At 68.5% G+C, this 13,854-nt stretch carries 13 protein-coding genes; 6 read left to right on the top strand and 7 right to left on the bottom strand.

The features are described from left to right. Nucleotides 1-17: 17 nt before the first annotated feature. Nucleotides 18-3,128 carry an efflux RND transporter permease subunit gene (locus AC07SQ_RS24595; RefSeq protein ID WP_495271467.1) on the top strand — a complete coding sequence of 1,037 codons (3,111 nt, stop codon included), beginning with the start codon at nt 18-20 and terminating at the stop codon, nt 3,126-3,128. A gap of 30 nt (nt 3,129-3,158) precedes the next feature. Here the strand turns inward: AC07SQ_RS24595 and AC07SQ_RS24590 are convergent, their stop codons facing one another. The 4 genes from AC07SQ_RS24590 to AC07SQ_RS24575 all read right to left on the bottom strand — a co-directional run bounded on the left by AC07SQ_RS24590 (nt 3,159) and on the right by AC07SQ_RS24575 (nt 6,897). Then, nucleotides 3,159-3,494, bottom strand: a complete 336-nt coding sequence (locus tag AC07SQ_RS24590; RefSeq protein ID WP_095745062.1) for a DMT family transporter — start codon at nt 3,492-3,494, stop codon at nt 3,159-3,161. A 208-nt stretch (nt 3,495-3,702) separates the two neighbouring features. Next, nucleotides 3,703-5,226: a tripartite tricarboxylate transporter permease gene (locus AC07SQ_RS24585; RefSeq protein WP_354343496.1), complete on the bottom strand. Its 1,524-nt coding sequence runs from the start codon at nt 5,224-5,226 to the stop codon at nt 3,703-3,705. 15 nt (nt 5,227-5,241) lie between these two features. Next, the gene (locus AC07SQ_RS24580; protein ID WP_495271468.1) at nt 5,242-5,793 is read right to left on the bottom strand and encodes a tripartite tricarboxylate transporter TctB family protein; all 552 of its coding nucleotides are present in this window, start codon (nt 5,791-5,793) and stop codon (nt 5,242-5,244) included. Between the two features lie 144 nt (nt 5,794-5,937). Further along, on the bottom strand, nt 5,938-6,897 hold the full coding sequence (locus AC07SQ_RS24575; RefSeq protein ID WP_070060440.1) for a Bug family tripartite tricarboxylate transporter substrate binding protein: 960 nt from the start codon (nt 6,895-6,897) through the stop codon (nt 5,938-5,940). Between the two features lie 132 nt (nt 6,898-7,029). On the opposite strand from AC07SQ_RS24575, the gene AC07SQ_RS24570 reads away from it, so the two are divergent. The 4 genes from AC07SQ_RS24570 to AC07SQ_RS24555 are packed head-to-tail and all read left to right on the top strand — an operon-like array spanning nt 7,030 to nt 10,491. Next, a complete protein-coding gene (locus AC07SQ_RS24570) occupies nt 7,030-7,710 on the top strand; it encodes a response regulator transcription factor (protein WP_062481159.1) in 681 nt (226 codons plus the stop codon). A 20-nt stretch (nt 7,711-7,730) separates the two neighbouring features. After that, complete coding sequence (locus AC07SQ_RS24565; RefSeq protein ID WP_495271469.1) at nt 7,731-9,149, top strand: sensor histidine kinase; 1,419 nt, start codon at nt 7,731-7,733, stop codon at nt 9,147-9,149. A 19-nt stretch (nt 9,150-9,168) separates the two neighbouring features. Further along, nucleotides 9,169-9,636 (top strand): RNA-binding S4 domain-containing protein, encoded by a 468-nt coding sequence (locus AC07SQ_RS24560; protein WP_447748714.1) that lies wholly within the window; start codon nt 9,169-9,171, stop codon nt 9,634-9,636. Between the two features lie 48 nt (nt 9,637-9,684). Beyond that, on the top strand, nt 9,685-10,491 hold the full coding sequence (locus AC07SQ_RS24555; RefSeq protein ID WP_369647251.1) for a PPK2 family polyphosphate kinase: 807 nt from the start codon (nt 9,685-9,687) through the stop codon (nt 10,489-10,491). 16 nt (nt 10,492-10,507) lie between these two features. Here the strand turns inward: AC07SQ_RS24555 and AC07SQ_RS24550 are convergent, their stop codons facing one another. Continuing rightward, a complete protein-coding gene (locus AC07SQ_RS24550; protein ID WP_062481152.1) occupies nt 10,508-11,188 on the bottom strand; it encodes a hypothetical protein in 681 nt (226 codons plus the stop codon). A gap of 173 nt (nt 11,189-11,361) precedes the next feature. On the opposite strand from AC07SQ_RS24550, the gene AC07SQ_RS24545 reads away from it, so the two are divergent. Continuing rightward, the gene (locus AC07SQ_RS24545) at nt 11,362-11,727 is read left to right on the top strand and encodes a c-type cytochrome (RefSeq protein ID WP_493192489.1); all 366 of its coding nucleotides are present in this window, start codon (nt 11,362-11,364) and stop codon (nt 11,725-11,727) included. Between the two features lie 8 nt (nt 11,728-11,735). Here the strand turns inward: AC07SQ_RS24545 and AC07SQ_RS24540 are convergent, their stop codons facing one another. Both AC07SQ_RS24540 and AC07SQ_RS24535 read right to left on the bottom strand, forming a co-directional pair. Next, nucleotides 11,736-12,443, bottom strand: coding sequence for a winged helix-turn-helix transcriptional regulator (locus AC07SQ_RS24540; protein ID WP_185993578.1), 708 nt, complete (start codon nt 12,441-12,443; stop codon nt 11,736-11,738). Between the two features lie 372 nt (nt 12,444-12,815). Next, nucleotides 12,816-13,841 (bottom strand): AraC family transcriptional regulator, encoded by a 1,026-nt coding sequence (locus tag AC07SQ_RS24535; protein ID WP_157755034.1) that lies wholly within the window; start codon nt 13,839-13,841, stop codon nt 12,816-12,818. Between the last annotated feature and the right edge of the window lie 13 nt (nt 13,842-13,854).

Raw genomic sequence — 13,854 nt, 5'->3', positions numbered from 1 at the left:
AACACAAGGAACACGCCATGAACGTTTCCGCCTGGTCCATACGCAACCCCATTCCAGCGGTGATGCTGTTCGTGCTGCTCACCTTCGGGGGGCTGCTTTCGTTCAACGCCATGAAGGTGCAGAACTTCCCGGACATCGACCTGCCGACCGTCACCGTCTCGGCCTCGCTGCCGGGCGCCGCGCCCTCGCAGCTGGAGACCGACGTCGCGCGCAAGCTCGAGAACTCGATCGCCACCATCCAGGGCCTGAAGCACATCACGACCAAGGTGCAGGACGGCGCCGCCACGCTGATCGTCGAGTTCCGCCTCGAGAAGCCCGTGCAGGAGGCCGTGGACGACGTGCGCTCGGCCGTGCAGAAGGTGCGCGCCGACCTGCCCGCCGACGTGCGCGACCCGGTCGTCACCAAGCTCGACTTCGCGGCGCAGCCGGTGCTGGCCTTCACCATCGCCTCGTCGCGCATGGACAACGAGGCGCTGAGCTGGTTCGTGGACAACGACATCACCAAGAAGCTGCTCGCGCTGCCCGGCGTGGGCGCGGTGAACCGCGTGGGCGGCGTCACGCGCCAGGTGCACATCGACCTCGACCCGGCCAAGCTGCAGGCGCTGGGCGCCTCGGCGGCCGACATCTCGCGCCAGCTGCGCCAGGTGCAGACCGAGAGCGCGGGCGGGCGCATCGACCTGGGCGGCAGCGAACAGCCGGTGCGCACCATGGCCACCGTGCAGTCGGCCGACCAGCTCGCCGACATGCAGATCGCGCTGAGCGACGGCCGCCGCATCCGCCTGGACCAGGTGGCGCGCATCAGCGACACCATCGCCGAGCCGCGCGCCGCCGCGCTGCTCAACGGCAAGCCGGTGGTGGGCTTCGAGGTGGCCCGCAGCCGCGGCGCCAGCGAGGTCGAAGTGGGCCGCGCCATTCAGAAGGCGCTGGCCGACCTGCGCGTGCAGCGCCCCGACATCGAGCTGACCGAGGCCTTCAACTTCGTCGATCCGGTGGAAGAAGAGTACGACGGCTCGCTGCACCTGCTGTACGAGGGCGCCATCCTCGCGGTGATCGTGGTGTGGCTCTTCCTGCGCGACTGGCGCGCCACCTTCGTCTCGGCCGTGGCGCTGCCGATGTCGGTGATCCCGGCCTTCGTCGGCATGTACCTGCTGGGCTTCTCGGTCAACGTGATCTCGCTGCTCGCGCTCTCGCTGGTGGTCGGCATCTTGGTGGACGACGCCATCGTGGAGGTCGAGAACATCGTGCGCCACCTGCGCATGGGCAAGTCGCCCTACCAGGCGGCCATGGAGGCGGCGGACGAAATCGGCCTGGCCGTGATCGCCACCACCTTCACGCTCATTGCCGTGTTCCTGCCCACGGCCTTCATGAGCGGCGTGGCCGGCAAGTTCTTCAAGCAGTTCGGCTGGACCGCGTCGCTCGCGGTGTTCGCCTCGCTGGTGGTGGCGCGGGTGCTCACGCCGATGATGGCGGCCTACATCCTCAAGCCCATCGTCGGCGCCGAGAAGGAGCCGGGCTGGCTGCGCTTGTACATGCGCGCCGTGGAGTGGAGCACGCACCACCGCTTCAAGACGATGGTGATGGCCACCCTCTTCTTCTTCGGCTCGCTGGCGATGATCCCGCTGCTCAAGACCGGCTTCATTCCGGCCGACGACAACTCGCAGACGCAGGTCTACCTGTCGCTGCCGCCGGGCTCCACGCTGGCGCAGACCACGGCCGCGGCCGAGGAAACGCGCCGCCGCGTGATGCAGATCAACCACGTGAAGAGCGTCTACACCACGGTGGCGGGCGGCAGCGCGGGCGGTGACCCGTTCGCGAACTTCGGCACGCCCGAGACGCGCAAGGCCACGCTGACGATCCAGCTCGACCCGCGCGGCGACCGGCCGCGCAAGCAGCTGATCGAGAAAGAGATCCGTACCGCGCTCGAAACCCTGCCCGGTGTGCGCAGCACCGTGGGCCTGGGCGGCTCGGGCGAGAAGTACATCCTGGTGCTCACCGGCGAAGACCCGGCGGCGCTGTCGGCGGCCGCGGGCGCGGTCGAGAAAGACCTGCGCACCATTCCCGGCCTGGGCAACATCACCTCGACCGCGAGCCTGATCCGTCCCGAGATCGCCGTGCGCCCCGACTTCGCGCGCGCCGCCGACCTCGGCGTGACCAGCTCGGCCATCGCCGAAACACTGCGCGTGGCCACACTGGGCGACTACGACCAGGCGCTGGCCAAGCTCAACCTCGCGCAGCGGCAGGTGCCGATCGTGGTGAAACTCGAAGACTCGGCGCGACAAGACCTCGACCTGATCGGGCGCCTGTCGGTGCCGGGCGCGCGCGGCCCCGTCATGCTGAGCCAGGTGGCTTCGCTCACGATGGAAGGCGGCCCGGCCGTCATCGACCGCTACGACCGCTCGCGCAACGTCAACTTCGAGATCGAGCTGTCGGGCGTGGGCCTGGGCGACGCCAAGACCGCCGTCGAGGCCCTGCCCTCGATCCAGAAGCTGCCGCCCGGCGTGCGCATCGCCGAGGTGGGCGACGCCGAAGTCATGACCGAGCTGTTCGCCAGCTTCGGCCTGGCGATGCTCACGGGCGTGCTGTGCATCTACATCGTGCTGGTGCTGCTGTTCAAGGACTTCCTGCACCCGGTGACCATCCTGTGCGCGCTGCCGCTCGCACTGGGCGGCGCCTTCGTGGGCTTGCTGATCGGGCAGAAGGCGCTGTCGATGCCCTCGCTGATCGGCCTGATCATGCTGATGGGCATTGCCACGAAGAACTCGATCCTGCTGGTGGAGTACGCCATCGTGGCGCGCCGCGACCACGGCATGAGCCGCTGGGACGCGCTGCGCGACGCCTGCCACAAGCGCGCACGGCCCATCATCATGACCACGCTCGCCATGGGCGCCGGCATGCTGCCCATTGCCGTGGGCTTCGGCGCCGCCGATTCGAGCTTCCGCTCGCCGATGGCGATGGCGGTGATCGGCGGGCTGATCACCTCCACGGTGCTGAGTTTGCTGGTGGTGCCGGCCGTGTTCACCTACGTGGACGACATCGAGCACTGGATCCGTCGCACTGTGCGCAAAGTGCGCGGGCAGCCGGCCGATCCGCACATCGACGACGACCTGGTCGAGGCGCCGCAGCGCTGAGACCTCTGGGCGCGGGCAGCGGTGGCCCCGCTACCGCGCCTCGATGTTCAGCACCACCACGCCTGCCACGATGGCCAGCAGGCCGACCACGCGCGTCAGCGTGACCGCTTCACCGAACCAGACCATGCCGGCGACCGCGATCAGCGCGGTGCCGGCACCGGCCCAGACCGCGTAGCCCAGCCCCACATCCAGTTCGCGTACCGCGAGCGACATGAGCCAGATCGCGCCGGCATAGCAGGCGGCGGTGAGCAGCGATGGCAACAGGCGGGTGAAACCTTCGGCATGGCGAAGGGCGATGGTGCCGGCGACTTCCGCCGCCACGCTGGCCGCAAGCAGCAGCCAGGCCAGAGTCTGTGGACTCTTCATGGGAATACCTCGTCACACCCCTGCCGTACCGGGCATGGAATGCGGGCGATGCAAGCGGTACCCCGAACGAAGCCGCCATTCTGGGGACATGCGGCGACGCGGTGATGACTGCGCAGTCAAGCCCCTTGGCGCCGCAGGCGCATTCAAAAAAAATGCCGCGGGCGCCAATCGCCCGCGGCATGTGAACCGAAAAAGAAAGTCGGTCGCGTCAGGCGTCCAGCTGCGCCAGCCGCTTCAGCTTGCGTTCGCTCATGCGCTTGGCCAGGCGCGGCAGCACCAGCACAGCGACGATGGCGATGATCACCACGATCGACTCGGGGCGCTGGAAGAACACGATCGGGCTGCCCTGCCCCATGGCGATGGCGTTGCGCAGGTTGGCTTCGGCGAGCGGGCCGAGGATCATGCCGACCACCACGGGGGCGGTCGGGAAGTCGAAGCGCCGCATCACCACGCCCAGCAGGCCGATGCCGAACAGCAGGAACAGGTCGAAGGTGTTCTGGCGCATGCCGTACGCCCCCACGGTCGCGAAGATCAGGATGCCGGCGTACAGCTGCGGCTTCGGGATCTTGAGCAGCTTGACCCACAGGCCGACCATCGGCAGGTTGAGCACCAGCAGCATCAGGTTGCCGATGTACAGCGAGGCGATCAGCGCCCAGACCAGTGCGGCCGAGGTGGTGAAGAGCTGCGGGCCCGGCTGGATGCCGTAGTTCTGGAACGCGCCCAGCATGATGGCCGTGGTGTTCGAGGTGGGAATGCCCAGCGTGAGCAGCGGGATCAGCGCGGCGGTCACCGTGGCGTTGTTGGCGGCCTCGGGGCCGGCCACGCCTTCGATGGCGCCGGTGGTGCCGAACTCGGCCTTGGCATCGGCGTCCTTCGCGAGCTTCTTCTCGGTCGCGTAGCTCAGGAAGGTCGGGATCTCGGTGCCGCCGGCCGGAATGCAGCCGAAGGGCGTGCCGATGGCCGCGCCGCGCAGCCAGGCGGGAATGGAACGCTTCCAGTCGCGCGAGGTCATGTGCACGCGGGTCAGCTTGTTCTGGCCCTCGACCACGCGGCCTTCGTACAGCACGGCGTACAGCACCTCGGCCACGGCAAACAGGCCCACCGCCACCAGCACGATCTCGATGCCGTCGAGCAGCTCGGGCATGTTGCCGGTGTAGCGGCCCTGGCCCGTGATCTGGTCCAGGCCCACGCAGCCGATGGCCAGGCCGACGAACAGCGCCGTCATGCCGCGCAGCGTGCTCTTGCCCAGCACCGCGCTCACCGTGGTGAAGGCCAGCAGCATCAGCAGGAAGTACTCGGGTGCCGCCAGGCGCACGGCGTAGTCGGCCACGAAGGGCGCGAACAGCGTGACGACCACGGTGGCGATGGTGCCGGCCACGAAGGAGCCGATGGCCGCGGTGGCGAGCGCGGCGCCCGCGCGGCCGCTCTTGGCCATCTTGTTGCCTTCCATGGCCGTGACCATGCTGGCGGTTTCGCCGGGCGTGTTCAGCAGGATCGAGGTGGTCGAGCCGCCGTACATGGCGCCGTAATAGATGCCCGAGAAGAAGATCATCGAGGCCGTGATGTCGACCTTGCCGGTGATCGGCAGCAGCATGGCCACCGCCACGGCGGGGCCGATGCCGGGCAGCACGCCCACGGCCGTGCCCAGGGCACAGCCGATGAGGCACCACAGCAGGTTGATGGGGGTGATCGCGGCCGCGAAGCCGGTCATCAGTGCGTTGAAGATATCCATTTGGCGTGGCTCCGCTCAGATCCAGCCGGTGCTGGTGAGACCCGGCAGGCTGATGGCCAGGAACTTGGTGAACATCCAGAAGACCGGGGCCGAGATCGCCAGGCCGGTCACCAAATCGGTGACCCAGGTGGCCGGTGCGTTGACCTTGGCCTGCCCGGCGGCGCGACGCAGGCCCTGCACGGCCAGCAGGTAGCACAGCGCGCAGCTCAGGATGAAGCCGATGCTGGTGATGAGCGCCGCATTGAGCAGCAGGCCCGCCGCCACCCAGATGAAACCGGGCCAGTAGGCGGTGTCGGCACCGGAGGGCGCGTCGAGCTCGCGGAAGCCGCCGCTGAACGCTTCCCAGGTGATCCACGCGCCGCAGACCATCAAGACGATCGAGACCATCCAGGGCAGGAAGTTGGGGCCGACGCCGCCGTAGCCGGCTTCGGAAGAAATGCCGATGGCGCCGAAGGCCAGCGCAGCGCCGGTCAGCAGCACGCCGAGGCCGACGACGTATTGCGGCCAGCGGGCCGCGCCGGAGGTGGCCTCAGCGGAACGTGAGACCGAGGATTCTGGAGTTGTCATTTTTTGCTCCCGCAGTCGTGGGGGAAAAGAACAGCCTCCTTCCAGAAACACCGCGGAACTGGCTCTGCCAGGCCGCAGGTGTTGCCCCCGGAAGGGGGTTGGCGCAGCGACACGAAGTGCGCGCAGCCTGGGGGCGAGCCAGATTCAGACCATGCCGGACTTGGCCATGATCGCGCGCAGGCTGGCGAAGTCGTCGTCGACGAACTTGGCGAAGGCATCGCCCGACAGCACGGCCGGCGTCCAGTCGTTCTTCTTGAGCGACTCGGCCCACGACGGGCTCTTGAGCGCGGCCAGCACCATGTCGGTCAGGGCCTTGCGCTGCTCGGCCGAGATGCCGGGCGCGCCGTACACGCCGCGCCAGTTGCCGATCTCGACGTCGATGCCCTGTTCCTTCAGGGTCGGCACATTGATGCCCGGCAGGCGCTGGGCGGAGGTGACAGCAATGGGTTTCATCTTGCCGGCGGCGATGTACTCGGCGAACTCGCTGTAGCCGCTGCCGCCGATGGTGACGTTGCCGCCCAGGATGGCGGCGGTGGCTTCACCGCCTCCGCGGAAGGCCACGTAGTTGATCTTGGACGGATCGGCGCCGACCTTCTGCGCGATCATGGCCGCGGCGATGTGCTCGGTGGAGCCGCGCGAACCGCCGCCCCACTTGACGCTGCCCGGGTCTTTCTTGAGCTGCTCGACCACGTCCTTCATGGTCTTGAAGGGCGAGTTCGACGGCAGCACGAACACGTTGTATTCGGTGGTCAGGCGCGCGATGGGCGTGGCCTGCGACAGGTTGACCGGCGGCTTGCCGGTGATGATGCCGCCCAGCATGACCGAGCCCATGACCATCAGCGCGTTGGCATCGCCCTTGGAGCCGTTGACGAACTGGGCCAGGCCCAGCGCACCGGCGGCACCGCCCTTGTTGTCGTAGGCGACGGTGTCCGCCACCTTGGCGTCGGTCAGGGCCTTGCCCAGCGCGCGGCCGGTGGTGTCCCAGCCGCCACCCGGGTTGGCCGGGATCATCATCTTGACGTTGGCGGCAGCGCGCGCCGACAGCGGCAAGGCGCCGGCAGCGGCCAGTGCGGCCAGGGACTTCAAAAAGGTATCGCGACGCATCGTTGGTGTCTCCTGAGAACTTGGGAACGGATGGAACCTGACTTGGACCTGAGCCGCTATCATGCGCCGCCCCGCTGTCAGTTGGCTGTCCACCAGACTGGGGAAAACACCGAAGTACCGACCCCTGCCCGTATGAAGCTGCTGCTCGTCGAAGACGACCCCTCGATGCAAATCACCCTGCAGCGCACCCTCGGGCGCCGCCGCATCGACGTGCGCATCTGCGGCGACGGCGCGCAGGCGATCGCGCAGTGGCGCGCCGTCGAGCCCGACGTGGTGGCGCTCGACCTGAGCCTGCCGCACGTCGACGGCCTGCAGGTGCTGGCCCAGGCGCGCGCCGAGGGCCTGCGCACGCCGGTGCTGCTGCTGACCGCGCGCGGCACGGTGGGCGACCGCATCATGGGCCTGAACGCCGGCGCGGACGACTACCTGCCCAAGCCCTTCGACCTGGACGAGCTCGAGGCCCGCATCCGCGCGCTGCGCCGGCGCAGCCTGAGCGCGGGGCCCGACCCCACGCTGAACCCGCTGGAGGTCGGCAGCCTGCGCTTCGAGCCCGACAACGGCGCCGTGTACCACCGCTCGGAACTGCTCGAGCTCACGCCGCGCGAGCTCGCGCTGCTCAAGGCGCTGATGATGAAACCCGGCCACGCGGTCACCAAGGAGCGCCTGTTCGAGCTGGTGTTCCCGGGCGAATCCGAGGTGCAGTACGAGGCCATCGAGGTGGTCGTGTACCGCCTGCGCAAGAAGCTGGTGGGCACCGGCACGGTGCTGATGACGATGCGCGGCCTGGGCTATCTCTTGCGGGCCGAGACTTGAGGGCGGCCCTGCGGCGCACGATGTCGTCCCTGCGCGCGCGGCTCCTGCTCGGCATCCTGGTGCCGGTCGCGGTGTTCGTCGTGATCAACAGCGTGAGTCTGTACCGCCAGAGCCTGGCGGCCGCCACCACCGCCTACGACCGCACGCTGCTGGCCTCGGCCAAGACCATCGGCGAGCAGCTGGACGTGGAAGGCTACGACGACATGGCGCGACTGCGCGCGATCGTGCCCTACTCCGCGCTCGAGGCCTTCGAGGCCGACAACCGTAGCCGCCTGTTCTACCGCGTGTCGGCGCTCGACGGCGAGATGGTCTCGGGCTTTGCCGAGCTGCCGTTCTGGCGCGGGCGCATCCCCGACCGCGGGGCCTACGCGGCGCTGGTCGATTTCTACGACGCCGAGTTCCGCGGCCAGCCGGTGCGCGTCGCCGTGATGCTGCAGCCGGTGGCCAGCGCGCGCGGCCGCGGCATGGCCGTGGTGCAGGTCGCCGAAACATTGGAGTTGCGCGAGACACTCGTGCGCAAGCTGCTGCTCGACATGCTCTGGCGCCAGCTGCTGCTGATGGGCGTGATCGCGCTGGTCACCGTGGTCGTCGTGCAGCGCGCCACGCGGCCGGTGCGCGAACTCGGCGAAGCCATCGAGCGGCGCCCCGAAGACGACCTCTCGCCCATCGACGCGCCCGGCGCCCCGGCCGAGCTGCGCCCGCTGATCGACGCCACCACCGAGGTCATGGGCCGGCTGCAGCGGCTGCTCGATCACCAGAAGCGCTTCGTGCGCGACAGCGCCCACCAGCTGCGCACGCCGCTGGCGGTGCTGAAGGCGCAGGTGCAGTCGGCGCGCCGCGGCGACGTGGCGCCCGAGCAGGCGCTGATCGAGATCAGCCAGACCGTCGAGCGTGCCACCACGCTGGCCAACCAGATGCTGTCGCTGGCGAAGGTGGAGCAGCTGCGCCAGCAGCCCGAATCGGCGCTGCTCGACCTGGGCGACGTGGTGCGCCACATCGCGCTCGACCTGTCGCCGCTGGTGGCCGACAAGGCGCTCGATTTCGAGCTGGCCGCCGACGACGCCGTGACCGTGCGCGCGCACCAGTGGATGCTGCAGGAGCTCACGCGCAACCTGCTGCACAACGCCATCAAGCACAGCCCCACGGGCGCGCCGCTCTCGGTGCGCGTGCACGCCGAGGGCGACGAGGCCGTGCTCACCGTGCGCGACGACGGCCCGGGCATTTCCGCCGAGCTGCGCCAGCGCCTGTTCGCGCCGTTCTCGGCGGGCAACACCGCGAGCGGCTCGGGCCTGGGCCTGGCGATCTGCCGCGAGATCGTTCTGGCCCTGGGTGGACGCATCAGCCTCGACAACCGCACGGTACCCAACCCCGGCGGCACCGACCGCGTGACCGGGCTCGACACCGTGGTGCGGCTGCCGCTGTCGCGCCACAATGGCTGACCTTTCTTTTCCGACCTTCATGGACCGTCTGCGCATCGACAAGTGGCTCTGGGCCGCCCGCTTCTTCAAGACCCGCTCGCTGGCCGCGGACGAAATCGGCAAGAACCGCATCCAGGTGAACGGCGACGTCGCCAAGGCCTCGCGCGAGGTCAAGGCCGGCGACACGGTCGCGATGCGCCTGGGCCCGCTCACGCGGACCGTGACCGTGCGCGGCCTCAGCGGCCAACGCGGCCCGGCGCCCGTGGCCCAGCAGCTCTACGAGGAAACGCCCGAGAGCCTGGCGGCGCAGGCCGCCTTCCGCGAGCAGCGCCGCATGGGCAGCGAGCCGGCCCTGGCCATCGAACAGGGCCGGCCCACCAAGCGCGACCGGCGCGAGATCGACGGCGTGCGCCACCAGGCCGAGTGGGACAACCGCTGGAGCGCATCGATCGACGAAAGCAACGGCGACGACGACCACCCGCCGCCGCGCGGTCGCCCGCAACGCTGATTCGCGTACCCTGCGGGCTTCGTTTCTTTTTTGACGGAGCGTCCGCAGATGTCCAAGTTCAAGAAGTACCGCGTCGGCAGCAAGTTCAAGCTCTCGCGCATCGACCCCGACGATTCGCCCTTTCTCACGGGTGACGAGTCGGCCCAGCGTGCCGAGCTCGACACCCTGGCCGTCGAGCTCGACGAACTGCAGGACGTGCTGCACGCCGAAGGCCGGCGCAAGGTGCTGCTGGTGCTGCAGGGCATGGACACCAGCGGCAAGGACGGCACGGTGCGCTGGGTGTTCTCGCGCACCTCGCCGCTGGGCGTGCGGGTGACGGCCTTCAAGGCGCCGAGCGAAGATGAACGCGCGCACGACTACCTCTGGCGCTGCCACGCCGCCGTGCCGCGCACCGGCGAGATCATGGTGTGGAACCGCAGCCACTACGAGGACGTGCTCGTGCCCGTGGTCGAAGGCTGGATCGACGGCGACGAGGCCCGCCGCCGCTATGCGCAGATCAACGACTTCGAGCGGCTGCTCACCGAGACCGGCACGGTCGTCGTCAAGTGCATGCTGCACATCGACAAGGACGAGCAGCGCGAGCGCCTGCAGGCCCGCATCGACACGCCCGGCAAGCAATGGAAGTTCAGCATGGGCGACCTCGAGGTGCGCACCAAGTGGGCCGACTACCAGAAGGCCTATCAGAACGCGCTGGCCGCCACCTCGAGCGACCACGCGCCGTGGCACGTGATTCCGGCCAACAGCAAGCGGCACCGCAACATGATGATCGCGCAGCTGCTCGTGAAGACGCTGCGCGACATGAAGCTCAAGCCCCCGCCGCCCGACCCGGCCCTCAAGGGCATGGTCGTGAAGTGAGCCCGGAAGGTCCGGCTCAGGAGCGGCGCACGGGCGCCGTGGGGCGCATCGGCGTCTGCGCCAGCACGCGGCAGTTGCCGAACTCGCAGCGCACGGCCCAGGCCACGCCGGTGGTGCACGGCACGCTGTAGCTCTCGTAGCCCGGGCCCTTGGCCGTCAGCTCGGCGCGCGGCTGCACGTTGCAGCGGCCGGCCTTGGCCAGGCGCTCGACGTTGTAGGTGTCGATGCCCGTGCGGCGCGGCTTGAGCGCGAGCACGGGGTTGAAGGTGTTGCCGTAGAACGTGTCCTGCACGTTCGGGTCGAGGTTGCGGTAGCCGCGCTTGGCCATGCAATGGACGATGGCGATCTGCTGGTGCTCGGCGATCAGCGCGCTGCTGGGGCGGGTGTTCCAGTCGATGACGGCGGCGCTGATGCCGGTGTACGAGGCCGCGGCGACGATGCCCTGGCCGTGCACCGTGATCAGGCCCAGGCCCAGCGCGGCCCACATGGCGTCGCCCGATTCGCTGCGCGCGGTGATGCGGGTGGCGGCGGTGCGGCAGTCGGCCACGTCGCTGTCGTAGCGCACCTTGTCCACGCCTTCCATGGCCACCATCGGCACGTACGACATGCCGGTGCCCTGGCCGGGCCCGGGCGGCGGTGCGCTGGCGCATCCGGCCAGAACCACGGTGGCCAATGCAATGCTGAGCGGCAGCTTCATGGGAATCCCTCGTCCTCTTCGCGGTAGTTGCGAGGGATTTAACCATACATATAGTTACTCTTGAATCGACTTGTCGCGAATGAGAGACGACCTCCAGACGGGGCATTCGGGCGGCGATCCGGGGTCTGCGACAGGGCAAGGTACAGTTTTCACCCCTCCCCGGTTTCCCCTCCATGCCCTGTATTCCCCGGCTTTCCGCTCCCCACTTTCTCTCGATCGCACTCGCCGCCGCATCCTTCGGTGCCGCAGCCCAGCAGCCGCAACTTTCCGCTGTCGACCTGGCCCGCAAGAACGCCTGCATGGCCTGCCACGGCCTGGTGCACAAGCAGGTCGGGCCGGGCTTCGCGCAGATCGCCGAGCGCTACCGCGGCGACGCCGCCGCGCCGGCACGGCTGGCCGAGAAGATCCGCAACGGCAGCGTCGGCACCTGGGGCCGCGTGATCATGCCGCGCCAGTCGCTGGTGTCGGAGGCCGACGCGCAGGTGCTCGCGCGCTGGGTGCTGGCGCAGCCGCCACAGCAGCCGTCGCCCGCGCGCTGAATCGCCGCTCAGGTCGACAGCTGCGACGGCGCGGCCGACGCCACCCGGAAATCCGCCGGGAACGTCCAGGTGCCGGGCGCCTCGCGCTTGCCCAGCTGGCTCAATTGATAGCCCATGCCCCACACCGCGTGCAGCGACAGGCCGTGCGGCTGGTCGACATACAACCCGAGCTTGCGGCGCAGCTTCGACACGTTGGCGTCCAGCGTGCGCGAGCCGGCGGCCACGCCGCTTTGCCAGCCGATCATTTCCAGGTGCTCCCGGTCCAGCGGCCGGTTCATGTGGCGGAAGAATTCGGCCGCGAGGTCGAATTCGATCGGCGTCAGGCGAATCTCGGTGCCGGCCACGTCGACCATGTCGAACGGCGACAACAGGCTGAACTCCTGCCAGTCGAGGCTGCGCGGCACCACCGGCCGGTTGCGCTGGCGCAGGAAGAATTCGAGCATGAAGTACATCTCCTCGAAGGTCGACGGCTCCGGCAGCACGGCGTCGTCGGGGCCGGCATGCAACAGCGACAACCCGCGGATCTGCCGTTTGCGCGCGCTCATGATCAATGGCGTGTGATAACGCAGCGTTTCACGCACCTGGCCCACGAGTTTTTGCACGTCGTCGGGCGCCGACGGAATTGAAAGCAGCAGCGCCTCGAAATTACCGCCGGGCGCCACCTGCGAAATCAATTCGTCGACATGCGCAAATGCGACGGGCGTATAACCCAGCATCTTGGCGGCACGACTGGCGTGCCACCGCGTTCGGGGAGAGGGGTCCAACACTGCAATGTGCGGGGAGTTTTGCTCAAACATTGAAAATTACCTTGCACACCGTGGCGTCACAAACTTCTATTTTTGCCCCGTTGGCGGGGAAATCGACTTTCATCATTCAACCCTTCAGGAATAAATTGCTCTGAATTGTTGAAGACAGAAGCATTTTTTTACGAATGCATTTACGGCCGGCGCAATTCCTTGGGAAGTGAATCTATTCCCAAATAAAGTTCACAGGTATGAATGAAGGGAACAGAAATATGAGGATCGGGCACGGCGGCCACGCCATGCACCCATCCACCGGCCAGGGCGGCCGGGCCGGAGGCGCGCCGGTCAGCTGACGAGCAACGTGCCGTCTGCCGCGGCCTGCCCCTGCTGCAGGGCGAAGGTGCGCGGCGTGCAGCCGTACTTCTTGCGGAAGACCAGGCCGAAATAGGCCGGGTCCGCAAAGCCGCAGTCGTAGGCGACCTGGGCGACGAACCTGCGCGCGCCCTCGGGGCTGCGCAGCATGCGGGCCGCGGCCTCGAGCCGGTCGTTCTGCAGGGTCTCGAGAAAGGTCATGCCGCGGCCGGCCTTGGCGAACACCTTGTGCACGTAGCGCACCGACACGTTGAAGCTGGCGGCCAGCTTCTGCGCGTCGATCTCGGTGTCGGCGTGGTGCTCGCGAATCCAGGCGCGCATGCGGGCGTGCAGGTCGCCGTCGCGCGGCGACACGCGCTCGCCCAGTGCGCCCGGCTGCGCCCTCAGCCCGTTCTGTTCCAGCGAGAACGACAGCATCGACATCAGGTGCTCACCGAGCAGCTGGCGCTGCGCGGGGCTCTGGATGCTGCACAGGTGCTCGACGTCCAGCGCCCGCAGGTAGCCCGACAGCATCCCGGCCCAGCCCTTGGCGCCGGCCAGCCGCAGGTCGGTGGACTGGTCCGCATGCGGCAGCCAGCGGTTCACCACCGCTTCCGACAGGCCCAGCGTCCATGAGTTGGTGGCCTCGGTCGAGCGCAGGCGCAGCGGCTGCCAGGAGTCGATCAGGACCATGTCGCCCGCAGCCAGTTCGATGCGCTGGCGCTGCTCGCTGATGGCCAGGCCGCCGTCGAGCTTGATCAGCAGGTGATAGGGATAGACCTCGGCGCCCATGAGCTGGCTCGGCCCTGTGCGCTCGATGGTCGCGCCGCTGCCGTGCACCCGCATGAAGGCCATCCCGGCCGTGTCGACGATGGTGAGTTCCTGCTGGAAGTGGCTGCGCTCGGGGCTGTCCAGCCGCCCCACGTGCGGGCCGATCTCGTCGGCCCAGAAGGCGAACCCGTCTTTGCGCGACACCATGCCGGTGTGAAAGCGCTGGATGCGACTGTCGGTGTCGGACATGCGGCACGCCCCT

This window comes from Variovorax sp. GW821-FHT06D12, from assembly GCF_059419205.1.
Note: the sequence above shows the minus strand (reverse complement) of the source record. Positions and strands in the feature narration are given on the sequence as shown.

Coding starts and splice junctions, on each gene's coding strand:
- AC07SQ_RS24595 (WP_495271467.1), top strand. CDS start 18: ATGAACGTTTCCGCCTGGTCCATACGCAACCCCATTCCAGCGGTGATG.
- AC07SQ_RS24590 (WP_095745062.1), bottom strand. CDS start 3,494: ATGAAGAGTCCACAGACTCTGGCCTGGCTGCTGCTTGCGGCCAGCGTG.
- AC07SQ_RS24585 (WP_354343496.1), bottom strand. CDS start 5,226: ATGGATATCTTCAACGCACTGATGACCGGCTTCGCGGCCGCGATCACC.
- AC07SQ_RS24580 (WP_495271468.1), bottom strand. CDS start 5,793: ATGACAACTCCAGAATCCTCGGTCTCACGTTCCGCTGAGGCCACCTCC.
- AC07SQ_RS24575 (WP_070060440.1), bottom strand. CDS start 6,897: ATGCGTCGCGATACCTTTTTGAAGTCCCTGGCCGCACTGGCCGCTGCC.
- AC07SQ_RS24570 (WP_062481159.1), top strand. CDS start 7,030: ATGAAGCTGCTGCTCGTCGAAGACGACCCCTCGATGCAAATCACCCTG.
- AC07SQ_RS24565 (WP_495271469.1), top strand. CDS start 7,731: ATGTCGTCCCTGCGCGCGCGGCTCCTGCTCGGCATCCTGGTGCCGGTC.
- AC07SQ_RS24560 (WP_447748714.1), top strand. CDS start 9,169: ATGGACCGTCTGCGCATCGACAAGTGGCTCTGGGCCGCCCGCTTCTTC.
- AC07SQ_RS24555 (WP_369647251.1), top strand. CDS start 9,685: ATGTCCAAGTTCAAGAAGTACCGCGTCGGCAGCAAGTTCAAGCTCTCG.
- AC07SQ_RS24550 (WP_062481152.1), bottom strand. CDS start 11,188: ATGAAGCTGCCGCTCAGCATTGCATTGGCCACCGTGGTTCTGGCCGGA.
- AC07SQ_RS24545 (WP_493192489.1), top strand. CDS start 11,362: ATGCCCTGTATTCCCCGGCTTTCCGCTCCCCACTTTCTCTCGATCGCA.
- AC07SQ_RS24540 (WP_185993578.1), bottom strand. CDS start 12,443: ATGCTGGGTTATACGCCCGTCGCATTTGCGCATGTCGACGAATTGATT.
- AC07SQ_RS24535 (WP_157755034.1), bottom strand. CDS start 13,841: ATGTCCGACACCGACAGTCGCATCCAGCGCTTTCACACCGGCATGGTG.